Annotated in this window: 7 protein-coding genes; 3 read left to right on the top strand and 4 right to left on the bottom strand. The window is 69.3% G+C overall.

Translation table 11 applies throughout. The features are described from left to right. Positions 1–34 precede the first annotated feature (34 nt). From pbpC to MUB46_RS09440, 3 genes are all read right to left on the bottom strand, one after another. Positions 35–2,167 (bottom strand): penicillin-binding protein 1C, encoded by a 2,133-nt coding sequence (pbpC, locus tag MUB46_RS09450; protein WP_261615653.1) that lies wholly within the window; start codon positions 2,165–2,167, stop codon positions 35–37. A gap of 110 nt (positions 2,168–2,277) precedes the next feature. Then, positions 2,278–7,755 carry an alpha-2-macroglobulin family protein gene (locus MUB46_RS09445; RefSeq protein ID WP_261615652.1) on the bottom strand — a complete coding sequence of 1,826 codons (5,478 nt, stop codon included), beginning with the start codon at positions 7,753–7,755 and terminating at the stop codon, positions 2,278–2,280. 144 nt (positions 7,756–7,899) lie between these two features. After that, positions 7,900–9,615, bottom strand: a complete 1,716-nt coding sequence (locus MUB46_RS09440) for an amidohydrolase (RefSeq protein WP_261615651.1) — start codon at positions 9,613–9,615, stop codon at positions 7,900–7,902. A 181-nt stretch (positions 9,616–9,796) separates the two neighbouring features. On the opposite strand from MUB46_RS09440, the gene MUB46_RS09435 reads away from it, so the two are divergent. Then, complete coding sequence (locus MUB46_RS09435) at positions 9,797–10,753, top strand: ornithine cyclodeaminase family protein (protein WP_261615650.1); 957 nt, start codon at positions 9,797–9,799, stop codon at positions 10,751–10,753. A gap of 17 nt (positions 10,754–10,770) precedes the next feature. Here MUB46_RS09435 and MUB46_RS09430 read toward each other — a convergent pair whose 3' ends face one another. After that, a complete protein-coding gene (locus MUB46_RS09430) occupies positions 10,771–11,613 on the bottom strand; it encodes a helix-turn-helix domain-containing protein (protein ID WP_261615649.1) in 843 nt (280 codons plus the stop codon). Positions 11,614–11,850: 237 nt separating this feature from the next. On the opposite strand from MUB46_RS09430, the gene MUB46_RS09425 reads away from it, so the two are divergent. After that, positions 11,851–12,684, top strand: a complete 834-nt coding sequence (locus MUB46_RS09425) for a fatty acid desaturase (protein WP_261615648.1) — start codon at positions 11,851–11,853, stop codon at positions 12,682–12,684. Positions 12,685–12,694: 10 nt separating this feature from the next. After that, entirely contained in the window at positions 12,695–13,495 is an 801-nt protein-coding gene (locus MUB46_RS09420; protein ID WP_261615647.1) for a phosphate/phosphite/phosphonate ABC transporter substrate-binding protein, read from the top strand. Positions 13,496–13,525 lie beyond the last annotated feature (30 nt).

Raw genomic sequence — 13,525 nt, 5'->3', positions numbered from 1 at the left:
AAACCTTAACGATCCGTACCGGCAGTTGCCGCCGTCACTCGACGAACACCGTCACGCTGGCCGAGCGGCCGTCCGCGTCGATCACCGAAACCGTCGAGAATCCGCGCCCGTCCGGCTGCCAGGTCGCGTTGCGCCGCCGGTCCGCGCCGTCGATCGGAGCGCCGTTGGCGAACCACTGGAACGGCGGCCGTCCGCCATCGAGCTTGACCACAAGCGGGCGGAGGTGGCCTTCGCCATCCTCCTCCAGCGCGACCCGGGCACCATTCGGCGGGAATACGATCGATGGCGGCGGCTCGCGCGTCGCTCCGCCCGTCAATGTCTCGCCGGGTGCGAAGCGTCTCAGCGCCGGCGGCAGGTCCGCCGCGCGCGAGATGAGCGTCCCCTTCGGCGGGGAGGGAAGCGGCACGCGCTTCGGGCCGAGCCGCTCGAAGGCGTCGAACAGGATCGGCGCGGCGGTGATGCGCCCCGACAGGCCGGCAATCGGCGCGCCGTTCGGCCGGCCGACCCAGACGCCGATCACGTGCCGCCCGTCGTAGCCGACCGACCAGGCGTCGCGATAGCCGTAGGAGGTTCCCGTCTTGTAGGCGAAGCCGCCCGAGGCGTGGCCGGCCGGCGGCGGCGTGCCTTCGAGGATGTCGCCGACCTGCCAGGCCGCCCGCGCATCGAGGAACTCGCCGGATGCGCGTGCCGGCGATTCGAGCGTGCGATGCAGGGAGACCGGGGCGCCGCCCTCGGCGAGGCCCGCGAATAGCGTGACGAGCTGGTCGAGGCTCAGTCCCACGCCGCCGAGCCCGATCGGCAGGCCGGGCTTGTCGCCGCGCGGCAGCACCGGGTCGGCGCCGGCGCGCTTCAGCCGCGCCACCAGCCGCGTCGGCCCGACCGCTTCGAGGAGACGGACCGCCGGCACGTTGAGCGACATCTCGAGCGCCTCGCGCACGCTGACCGTGCCCTGATAGCCGAAATCGAAATTGCGCGGCCGGTAGCCGCCGAAGTTCGTCGGTCGGTCGTCGATCAGCGTCTCGGGATGGGCTAGACCCGCCTCGAAGGCGAGGCCGTAGATGAGCGGCTTCAGCGTCGAGCCGGGCGAGCGGATCGCGCGCACCATGTCGACCTGTCCGGCGCGGCGTTCATCGAAGAAATCGGCCGACCCGACCTCGGCCAGCACCTCGCCGGTCCCGTGATCGGCCACCAGGATCGCCACCGACTGGACCGGCCCGAGAGCCGTCGCGCTGTCCTGGGCCAGCGCTTCGAGGTCGGCCTGCAGGCGCGCATCGAGACTGACCTGCCAGCCCGGCGCGTCCGGTGTCTGGGTCGAGACCAGCCTGGCGAGATGCGGGGCGAGGTTCGGCATGTCCTGCCGCGCGGCAGGAATGCGAACGACAAGCGCGGGCTGAAGCTCGTCGGCCTGGATCGCGCCGGCCGTCACCAGCCGGTCGAGCACGCGGTCGCGGGCCGCCCGCGCGGCCTGCGGATCGCGATCCGGGCGGCGCGCTTCCGGTGACTGCGGCAGCGCCACAAGCAGCGCGGCCTCGGCGAGGCTGAACTTGCGCGGCTCGTGTCCGAAATACGCCAGGGAGGCCGCGCGCACGCCTTCGAGATTGCCGCCGTAGGGCGCGAGCGTGAGATAGAGCCTGAGCAGTTCGTCCTTGCTGAAGGCGAGGTCGAGACGGATCGCGTCGCGCATCTGCCTGAGCTTGGCGCCGAGGCTGCGCTCTCCGCGCGGACTGAGCAGCCGGGCGACCTGCATCGTCAGCGTCGAGCCGCCGGAGACGATCCGTCCGTTGGTCGCGAGCTGCCAGGCGGCGCGGCCGAGCGCCAGCGGGTCGACGCCGGCATGGTCGCGAAAGCGCTTGTCCTCGTAGGCGACCAGCATCTGAACGAAACGCGGATCGACGGAGGCGAGATCCGCCTTCAGGCGCCAGCGGCCGTCCTCGATGGCGAAGGGATTGAGCAGCGTGCCGTCGCGGTCGGTCAGTTCGCGCGACACGTCGATCGCGCGGGCGCGCTCGATGACGGCAGCGCCGTCGCGGGAGGTGAGGAATCCGCCGACGCCCACGATGGCACCAACCAGCGCGACCGCGAAGACCGCGCCGGCAACCGATCTGACGATATCGCGGCGCCGTGTCCTTTGCGGCGCCGATATCTCCTGGTTCTGCCGATCCTTCATCCGCATGTCGTCCGCAGACGTGGCTGCCAGTCGTCCGACCCCATGGGGGCCGGGTCAGGCCCGGCCACGCGACGCACCCGGCACTATCCGGTGCAGCGATCCGGCCCCGCCTACGGCCGCGCTCCGAGCACCTCGATCCGTCCGCCCTCGCCGCGCGCGTTCAGATACGGCCGATACATGTCCTCGACATAGGCCGGAGGATGAACGAACGCGCCGGGCGATACGGCCCGCACCACATAGGCCAGCTTGTAGCCGCGCTCGGACCGCGAATCCTCGGCGAAGGCGGCGACGAACCGGTCGTCGCGGAACTCCACATGCGCCGGATTGACGTCCTCCGGCAGCCATGAGAAGGCCGACAGATCGGCGCTGTTGACGAGGTTCGGATTGTCGATCTCGAAGCCCGCCGGCAGCATGTCGACGACCAGCACCCTGCTTGGCCACGCGTTCTGCTCGGTGACGTCGAGGACGACGACGAGACGCGTGTTCTGGGCGACCGATCCGACCGGCACCGCGTTGCCGTCGAGGTCGTAGTAGGTCCGCGAGATGGTGAAGCCGTTCGCTTCGGCGCCGCGCGGAGCGAGCGGAACGCCGGACACGGTGATCACCGCGTCGATGGCCCGGTCGCCCCTGTTGGTGACGGTGACGGGCTGGCCGTCGAGGCGCTCGCCCGAGTAGCGGCGCATCAGGTTGCCGTCGACGGCGACGCCGTCTTCCTCGAGCTCAAGGGAGGCGGTTTCGGCGAGCAGCGCATGCGCGGCCATCAGCATCCAGCCGTCTTCCTGCGTCGAGGTGTAGCGGCGGCCGGCCCGCTCGGCATCGACGATGCGGATCAACGCGGGCATCGGTTCGGGATCGATGCCGCTCTCCGCGATCAGCGTCAGCGTCGCCGCGCCGTCGCGCAGACGCGACCCGTAGTCGGTGCGGTAGCCGTCGGAATCCGCGTTCGCCTCCAGGACGCCGAGTGCCGCGTCGAAGGCGTTCCGCGCGCGGCCGTTCTCGCCGTAGAAGGCAAGCGCTGCGCCGAGCTGCGCCTGGGCGAGCGGCGAGGAGAACCGGTCGAGCTGCGTGTCGACATAGTAGCGCAGGTCCGAGATCGCCGCCCGCTTGTTGCGCGCCAGCACGTAGAGCGCGTAGGCGATCGACGACCCCTGGTCCTCGATGTTGTCGGTATAGGCGAGCGTGTTCGACAGGCTGTCGAGCGCCTGGGTGAAGGCGAGATCGGGAACCGAGTAGCCCGCTTCCCGTGCCCGCGTCAGGAACTCGGTGACATAGGCGTCCAGCCACAGGTCGCCCTGGCCGGGACCCCACAGGCCGAAGCTGCCGGAGCCCGACTGCTTGGCGAGCACCCCTGCGATCGCCTTTTCTACCCGCTCGCGCAGTTCCGGCTCGGTGCTCAGGCCGAGTTCGCCGGCGACCGAGGAGAGGTAGAGCAGCGGCATGCCGCGGCTCGTGATCTGTTCCGCGCAGCCATAGGGATAACGGTCCAGCGCCGCCAGGATCGACGGCACGTCGAGCGCGCCGGCCTGCGTGATCGAGAGGTTGACGAACCCGCTGCCAGCCACTCGGTCGGCGACGAGCGCGCCGTCGAGCGTCAGCGACTTGCCCGGCTCGAGCGACACGACACGCCGCTCCACGACCGGCGGTTCGCCGCCGCGAACCCCGATGTTGAGGTTCTGCGAGATTGTCAGTCCGCTCTCGTGAACAAGCGAGACGGTCAGCCGGTCCTGCCCGATCCGCGAGGCGGCGAGCGGCACCGTCACAGCGGTGCGCGCCTTCTCGGCCAGATTGAACATGGTCGCCGGTTCGGGTGTTCCCGCGGTCACGACGCCGGCCGACGCGACCTCGAGACGCCACGACCCGCCCGGCCCGTCGGCGTTGTCGATGTCAAGGCGCAGGCGCGAATCGTCCCCGGGCGCCAGGAAGCGCGGCAGGCTCGAAACCATCACCACCGGGTCGCGGACGATGACGTCCTTGACGCCGTGGCCCACCTCGTCCTTCGACCAGGCAACCGCCATCACCCGCAGCGTTCCGTTGAACTCGGGGATGTCGAAGGACACGGTCGCCTTGCCGTCGGCATCCGCGGTGACGATGCCGGAGAACAGCGACACCGGCTCCTGTGTCGGCGGAGAGCCTTCGAGGCCCTTGCCGGCTTCGCCGCCGCCGGAGCGGATCCGGCCGGTTTCGCCGTTGAGCCCGTCGATGAGGGATCCATAGATATCGCGGATCTCGGTCGAGAGCGCGCGCTGGCCGTAGTACCAGTCCTCCGGCGCCGGCGGCTCGTAGCTCGTGAGGTTGAGGATGCCGACATCGACGGCGGCAACCGTCAAATAGGCCTGTTCGCCGGCCTCGAGGCCCGCGATGGATGCGGGAACCGTCAGGGTTTCGCGCGGCCGGGCGACCTCGGGCAGGTCGAGCGCAACGTCGAGCGTCCGCTCGACGGTGTCGACCTCGAGCCATGACAACCCGATGGCGCGAGCCGGCATGTGGGTGCCGTCCTGGTTCATCGGCCGGATCACGGTGGCGGTCACATAGGCGCCGGGCGTCCAGTCCTCGCCGACGGTGAGCTGGACGGTCGTGCCGGAGTCTGTGACGTCGATTTCGCGCGTTTCCAGAAGCGTCTCGCCGATCACGTTGACGATCGCCTTGCCGGCGAAGCGCGACGCGATGGTCACCGTCGCGGTGTCGCCGACCGCGTAGGACGGCTTGTCGAGGCTGAGTTCCAGCGTGTCGGGGCTGTCGGCCTCGCTTGTTTCCACGTACCAGCCGGCGGTGAACTCGATCGACGTCACCGGTCCGGCGGCGCTGGCCGAGGCGACCTCGAGCCGGTAGCGGCCCCAGTCGACATCGGCGGCGAGGCGCGCGGCCCCGTCGGTCGTCGCGTCGACGGTACCCGAGGCGATCCGCGTCGAATAGGTGACGGGATCGTAGCTCCAGCGTCCGTCGCCGCGATACCATTGGAAGCTGCGCTCGATGCGCGTCAGTTCCCAGCGCAGGCCGGTCTCGGCGACACGGCCACCGTCGGCGCCGACCACGATCACGTCGAAGCTGGCGGTCGACCGCTCCGGCACGCTGTCGTCGGAGAACAGCGGCCGCACGCCGACCATCGGGCCGGTCTGGGTGATCGGCAGCGTCAGGTCGCGCTCGACCGCGCGCCCACCAGCCTCGCGCATGCGCACGGCAATCTTGGCTTCCAGCGGCCGCGTCGTCTCCGGCAGCGCGGGGGCGGCGACCGGGAAGGTCGCCTTGCCGTCGGCGTCGGTACGCGGTAGCCCGGTCAAGGTTTCGCGGACCGGCGTCACCTCCTCGTCGTCGAGGCCGAAGCGATAGTTCGGCCAGGCCGGCAGCGTCGACGTCGGCGACACGGTGATATCGCCTTCCAGCCTGAGGTCGGCGGCCGGAGTGCCATAGAGGAAGCGGCCGTCGACGCTGGCGTCGATCGGCTGTTCGGCCGGCAGCGCCGTCGCCGCCGTCGTCAGGTCGAACTCGATGCGGTCGGGCACGAAGTCCTCGACCAGGAAGTCGATCTCGGCGACCGGCTTGCCCTTCGGATCGGAGTAGGCGGCCGCCGTCCAGCTGCCGCGCATCGCCGCGCCGATCATCGGCAGGTTGAAGACGTGGCCGCCGAGCGAGTCCTCGCGGCTGACGATGCGCCGGTCCTCCACCCCGTCAGGGCGTTTGACGACGAGCGTCAGCGGCGGGCCGGAGACGGCATCGGCGGTGTCGTCGCGAACGAGCGCGGTGAGATAGACGGTCTCACCCGGGCGATAGACGCCGCGCTCGGTGTACAGGAACACGTCGAGCGGACCCGGCGCCGGCCGGCCGGCGACGCCGCGGTCGGACAGGTCGAAGCCGGAACGCGTCAGGTCGACGAAGGTGAAGTCCGTGTCCGCCACCGCCGCGGTCAGCACGCCCGGCGCCAGGCCGCCGGTGCCGCGCGTCATGCCAGCGCCGAAGTCCGCCATGCCGCGCGCGTCGGTGACGGCCTCGCCGAGCAGTTCGTTGTTGCGCGCGATCAGCTGCACGGCGACGCCTTCGAGCGGCTCCGCCGTTTCCAGCGAGCGGGCGAAGACGTGCAATCCGTCGTTGCCGAGCAGAGTCGTGACGCCGATGTCGGAGACGATGAACCACTGCGTGGCGAGCGGCTCCCAGTACTCCTGCTTGCCGTCCGTGGTCTTCGCCGTCATCACGTAGACGCCGGGCCGGCGTTCGGGCAGCGCGTCGTCGACGGGGAAGATCGTGGTCACCTCGTCGTTGAGCGCGCTCTTCACCGCCATGGTGCCGGACCAGATCTTCACGCCGGTATCCTCGGCGAGTCGTTCGGCGTCCCACTGGTCGAGCTGGCGCAGGAACGGCCCGTCGCCGACGGCGCCAGCCAGGCCGCGCTCGCCGATGCGATAGAGCGCGATCTCGATCTCGGAGGTGTTGACGGTGACGGCGGGAACACCCTTGGAGCCGACGCGCGGCAGCACGAAATCGTTGCCCGAGAAGCGCACCGAGGGGCTGCGGTCGCGCACGTAGATGTCGAAGGTCGAGGCCTTCTCCAGCGTCTCGTCGACGACGGAGGGGATGCCGGCGCGTACGGTGACCTGATAGCGCTCGCCATGCGCGACGCCATCGACGCAGAGCTGTTCGCCCGACGCGGTGACCGCCGGCGGGGTCTGTCCGTCGAGCGTCACATAGGGCGTGAAGTCGAACCGCCCGGCTTCCAGTTCCTCGGAGAACTGGACGCAGATCCGAGGCGCGGCCGCGTCGGAGTCGACTGTGTAGTCGACGACGCGGAAGCCGTACTGCTCATGCAGCGCGTCAAAGGCGGCCTGGACATCGGGCGAGGCGACCAACGCCAGGCTTGCCTTGTAGGACTGCAGGGCGGGGCGATGCAGGTCGCGCCGTTCGAGGGCGTCGGCGAGCGCGGCATAGGCGGCGGCGCGCGTTGCCGTCGCCTTCGACGTCCTCACCGCCTCGATCGCCGCCGAGACCGCTTCGTCGCGCAGCCGGTAGCGCTCGGAGTCGTCCGCGGGCTCGATCGCCAGCACCGCCTGGGCAAGGCCGAGCCAGGCTTCGCCGCCGTCGCTGTTCAGCGCCGCCGCGCCGCGAAAGGCCCGCGCGGCCGTGCCCGCGTCGCCCTGGGCGAGCGCGCTCTGACCGCGCGACACGAGCATGTCGAAACTGGCGTTCTGCGGCTTGCGCGCGGCAAGCCGCGTCGCGAAGCGGCCGGCGTCCTCGATCAGCCAGTCCTGTACGAACGAAAGATCGGGCGCGGGCATGGCCTCGGTCTGGACCGCGACCTGGACCACCTTGCCGGCGACCGCGCCGGCGAAGGTATTGAGTGCGCCGACGCCGCTCTTCAGGAAGCACCACTGGGCGGACGTGTTGTAGGTGAAGGCCTGGCAGGCCGTATCGCGGATGCACGCCGCCTCGCAGGCCTCCAGCGTGACGTTCTTCAGGGTCGCGTAGTCGTGGCCGTAGTAGTCGGCGTCCTCGACGGCGACGATCCGCCGTTCGGTCTGCTGGGCCTGGGCGTTTGCGGGACCTAGCCCCGTCACCAGGGCCGTCAGAAGTGAAACGACCGTTACCTGGAAAAACGACATGCGTGCCTCCCAAAAAAACCGGCCGCCCCCGGCCGGCGCACTATGACTCGGTGACGGCGATGCGTCCATTGCCCGCAGGGGCTGTCGGCTCGAACGGTCGTCCGCGCCGCAGCCCCCGATCGGGTGTTGTTGTGGCGGCCGCGCCTATTGCGGCCTGGTGTACACCGTCCGGCCTTCCTTGATCGTCTCCTGGACCGTCAGCGTATCCAGCGTTTCCGGATCGATGGCGGTCGGATCGTCCGACAGGACGACGAAGTCGGCGAGCTTGCCCACCTCAATGGAGCCCTTCCGGCCTTCCTCGAAGTGCTGATAGGCCGGCCAGATCGTCATCGCCTTCAACGCCGTGACCACGTCGACGCGCTGGTCTGGGCCGATGATGTCGCCGGACCGGGACCGCCGCGTCACCGTCGCATCGAGGATGCGCATGGAATCCGGAAAGGCGACGGGGGCGTCGTGATGGCTGGAGAAGATCATGCCGCGTCTGCGGACCGAGCCGGTCGGCGAGATGTTGTCGGCCAGCTCCGGGCCGACCGTGCGGTCACGGTGCCAGTCGCCCCAGTAGAACGTGTGCATCGGGAACAGCGACGGGAAGATGTCGAGATCCTTCACGGTATCGATCTGGTCCTCGCGCAGGAACTGGCCGTGGATCAGCACCGGGCGCCGGTCGGCCGGACCGTATTTCTCTTCGGCGGTCTTGATTGCCGCGAGCAACTGATCGGTCGCCGCTTCGCCGTTGGAATGGGTGAGGATCTGGATGTCGTTCTTGAAGGCCCAGTCGATGGCGTCGAAGGTCTCGTCCGGCTTGACCGCCGCATACCCGGCATAGTCGGCGCGGTAGTGCGCGGGCGGGTCGTAATACGGGCGGTCGCGCCAGGCGGTGAAGCCCTGCGGCGACCCGTCGATCGTCAGTTTCGCGCCGGCGACGCGGAACCTGTTCTTGTACTCGCGGCTCGCTTTCTCCGCGATCAGGTCCCTGGCGACGAGAACGTCCGGATAGGACACGACATCGATGTCCAGCTCACCGCGGTCGGCGACGGCCTCCATGAGCTTGACCTGGCCGGGCATCGACCGGCCTTCCTGCGCCGTCGTATAGCCGTAGCTGGTGATCAGCTTCGTGCCTTCCTTGAAGATATGGGCGGAGCCCTTGGCGTCGACGTTGCCGAGCAGCTTGGTCAGGGCGAAGAAGTGCGGCGTTTCCTCGAGCACGCCGTCGGGCTCGCCGTCCGCCTCGCGCCGGATGACGCCGCCGGGCATCTCTTTGGTATCCGCGTTGAAGCCGACGGCCTCGAGCGCTTTCGAGTTGGCCACGCCGATGTGTCCAGACTGATGGATGATGTAGACCGGCACGTCAGTCGACACCGCGTCGAGGTCTTCGCGCGTCGGATGGCGTTGCTCGGCGAGCTGGCTGTCGTCGTAGCCGAAACCGACGATCGCGCCGATCGCCTTCACCCGCTCCGGATTGGCCTCGGCCCAGTCATTCAAGGTCGCTTGCAGGCTGGGGATATCCGTCACCTTGCCGTCCGGCGGGGCCAGCAGGTTCGCCGACAGCGCCTGGATGCCGATGGCGAAGACGTGGCCATGGGCGTCCACGAAGCCGGGCAGCATCGTCTTTCCGCCGAGATCGACCGTCTCGGTGTCCGCACCCTTGTGGCTCAGGACGTCGGCCTCCGCGCCGACCGCGAGGATGCGGCCGTCCTTCACGGCGACGGCCTCTGCGCGCGCCTGGGCGTCGTTCATCGTCAGGATCGGGCCGCCGAGGAAAATCTTGTCGGCGGTTTCCTGGGCCAGGAGCGAACCTGGAAACAGGCCGAATGTGGTCGCGTAAAGGATGCCGAAAAGAAGCCGGCGGCGTGTCGTCATTACGATTCTCCCCGAATAGTCGTCGCCCCGCTATGCCCGACTGGACCTTAACAATTTCGTATGACGCGCGAATGCCGTCATCGGTCCACGCCACGGCCGGTCTCTCTTGTCCCGGCGCGATCCGGGCGCCTATCCTGCCGCCGCCTGAAACGACATTGAACGACAGGAAGGTGGCCGCGGCATGATCGTCATAGACTCCGATACCGTGCACGAACTGATGGACTGGACGCTGGCGATCGACGCGCTTCGCGCGGGCCATCGCGGCGATCGACCGGCGATCGACGATCTGCTGATGAAGGATGCCGATCGTGCGTTGCTGGTACGGGCCTCCTGGGTGCCGGGTGGCGCGGTCGGTCTCAAGGCCGTCACCGTATTTCCGGAGAACCCGGGCCGACAACCGCCGCTGCCGGCGGTGCAGGGCCAGTTCCTGCTGTTCGACGGCGAGCGCGGTGCCGTCTCCGCCGTGATCGACGGCGCGGCGATCACGGCATGGAAAACGGCGGGGGACTCTGCGCTCGGCGCCGATCTGCTGGCCCGGCCGGATGTGGACTGCCTGGCCATGATCGGCGCCGGCGCGATGTCCGAGCCGCTGGTGCGCGCCCATCTCTCGGTGCGTCCATCGATCAGGCGCATCGTTCTCGGCAACCGCACCCGCGCCCGCGCCGAGGGCCTCGCCGGACGCCTCGTCGACACGGGCCGCACGGTCGAGATCGCCGACGACATCGATACCGCCGTTGCCGCGGGCGACGTGATCTCGGTGGCGACAATGGCGCGCGTGCCGATCATCAGGGGGGCGCTGTTGAGGCCCGGCGCCCACGTCGATCTCGTCGGCGCCTATACGCCGGACATGCGCGAGGCCGACGACGATGTCTTCGCCCGTGGCCGCCTGTTCGTCGACGCCCGTGAAACGACGCTGCACGAGATCGGCGAGCTGATGATACCGCTGGCCGCCGGCGCCATTCGGGAATCCGACGTGGAGGGCGATCTGTTCGATCTCGTCCCAGCCGCCGACGCCGGCTCGGCCGCCCGCGGCGCGGCCGACGAGATCACCGTCTACAAGAACGGTGGCGGCGCCCATCTCGACCTGATGACCGCCGGCGCCATCCATCACGCCTGGCTGCAGCGCCACAGGCTGTGAGGGGCGGGCGGTGCCGCTCACCCCTCGTCCAGCATCAGCCGGACACGGGCCGCCGCCTCGTGCGGATTGATGACGGCGTTGCGGATCAGGTCATCGAACCGGTCGATCAGCACGCGGATATGCTCGGTGGTGTTGAGCACCAGGTACATGTCGCCGACATAGAACGCCGCGCGCAGCGGCCCGAAGATCGTCAACGGCGCCGAGAACAGCCGTTTTCCGTCGTAGAGGAACAGGCGGAAGGTCGGATAGAGCTCCTCGAGAAGATGGGCCATGTGGGAGAGCTGCGCGCGGCGGGTGTCGCGGTCCAGCCCCGACCAGATCCCCTCGCCGCGGGCAAAGCCCGTCAGCCGCTGCACCGGCATGCACACTTCCATGTCGGTCTCCGGGCGGCGCGTATAGGCGAGGTAGCGATCGGCATCGGCGATCGAGGCCTCGACGCGCGCGTCCGCCGCGCGCCCGAGCTCGTAGCGGATCACGTCTTCGGTGCGCAGCAGGTCGGGCAGGGTCGCCGGCACGTAGCGGATCTTGTAGCCCGAAGCCTCGCGCCGCCACTGCTGCAGGCGGGAATCGTCCGGTCCCGAGGCCCCGAGCTCAATGGCGAGCGTCGGGGCGATCTCGGCGGCGAGCCGTTCGTTCTGGCTCACCCCCATCAGCCAGTCGAGGCTGACCCCGTGTGCCTCGGCGATGGCCACCAGCGTTTCCGCGCGCGGCAGGCGCACGGTCTTGCCCGACAGGAGCTGCGACAGCGCCGACCGGTCGAGGCCGATCGACTGGGCGAAGCGCGACTGCCCGCCGCCGTAGCGGCGCATCACCTCGCTCAACCGTTCGCGGAACACCGCGCCGAGGTCACGCTTGTCCATTTCGGTCACCGTATTGCTGACAATTCACAACAATTCAGATATTTATGCATCAAAGACAACGGAATGTAACTATTCTCGCGTTGCTCCGACCCCGGCAAATCATTCAGCCTGCCAGCAATGGGGAACATTTCACGCGAAGAACTGGCGGTTTCCGTCGCGATTGCCGCAGATGCGCGCCGCAGACGGCGAAAATCGGTCGAATGGCCCACCTTTCTGGCGTTGCTCGGATGTTACGTGGTGTGGGCGGCCGTCGTCTGGTTCCATGACACTCTGCCGATACTGCTGGTCGTACCGCTTGCCGCCGGTTGCGTGGCGCTGCAGTCCTCGCTGCGGCACGAGGCGCTGCACGGCCATCCCACCCGCCGGCTCTGGATCAACGAGGCGCTGGTTTTCCCGCCGCTTTGCCTGCTGATTCCCTATCGCCGCTTCCGCGACACCCACCTGAAGCACCATCACGATGCCCGGCTGACCGACCCCTACGACGACCCGGAATCCTGGTATCTGGCGGAGAGGGACCATGCCGCCCTGGCGCCGGCGACGAGACGACTTTTGCGCCTCAATTCGTCGCTTCTGGGTCGGCTCATCGTTGGCCCGCCGTTGTCGGTCGTCGGCTTGATCCGCCACGACCTGCGCGCCGTCCGTCGCGGCGACCGCAGGGTCCTCGTGGCGTGGCTGATGCACGTCGCCGGCTGCGTCCCGGTGGTGGCCTGGATCGTGATCGGCGGCATGAGCCCGTGGGCCTATCTGCTGCTCGCTTCCTGGCCGGGCCTGTCGCTCCTGATGCTGCGCACCTATGCCGAGCACCGCGCCCATCCGGACGTGCCGCAGCGCACCGCGATCATCGAGGCCAATCCGCTCCTTTCATTTCTGTTCCTCAACAACAACCTGCACTACGTCCACCACCAGCGCCCGCGCGTGCCCTGGTACGAGCTGCCGCGCCTCTATCGCGCCGAGCGCGCGCGGTATCGCGCGGAGAACGGCGGCTACGGCTTCGACGGTTATCTCGATCTCGCCCGCCGGCATCTGCTGAAGGGAAAGGAACCGGTGGCCCATCCCTTCATGCGGCGTTAGCCTGACGGGCGTGATCGCGTCCCTGCCGATGTATGACTGGCCGGACCTGCGTCTGGCGACCGACGCCCTGTGGGCGGCGCTGGCGCGCGCCTTGCGCGACCGCGGCATCGCCGCGCCGGACAGGCTCGAGCACGCCCGCCCGCGCGAGGCGCAGTGGCGCGATCCCGATCTGGTGCTCTCCCAGACCTGCGGCTATCCCTACGCCACCGCCTTGCGCGGCACGGTGCGGCTGGTCGCGACGCCGGCCTATATCGCCGATGGCTGCGAAGGCCCCCTCTACCGCAGCGCCATCGTCGTGCGCGCCGACGATCCCGCCCGCGGCCTGGTCGATCTGCGCGGCCGCGTCGCCGCCTACAACGCGCCCGACTCCCAGTCCGGCTATTCCGCCTTCCGCGCGGCGGTCGCGACGCTGGCGCGGGAGAGCCGTTTCTTCGCCGGCACGGTGCGGACCGGCGCCCATCTCTCCTCCATGATCGCCGTTGCCGATGGCCAGGCCGATTGCGCGGCGATCGACTGCGTCTGCTGGTCGCTCGCCGAGCACTACCGCGTCGATATCGCCGCGCGGCTCAAGGTTGTCGCCTGGAGCCCGCCCGCGCCGGCCTTGCCGTTCGTCACGGCGGCGGACCGCACCGACGACGAGGTCGAGGCGATCCGCGCGGCCTTGCGCGACGTCCTCGCCGATCCGGCCACGGCGGCGACGCGGCGCGCCCTGCTGATCGCCGGCGTCGAGGTGCTGGACGACGGCGCCTATGACGCGATCGTCGAGATGGAACGGGCGGCGATAGACGTGGGCTATCCCGCGCTGGCGTGAGCGGACCGGCCCTCGGAGCGGACGCGGGAC

It is taken from the genome of Microbaculum marinisediminis (genome assembly GCF_025397915.1).
Lineage (GTDB): Bacteria > Pseudomonadota > Alphaproteobacteria > Rhizobiales > Tepidamorphaceae > Microbaculum > Microbaculum marinisediminis.
This window is presented reverse-complemented; position numbering and strand designations above follow the sequence as displayed.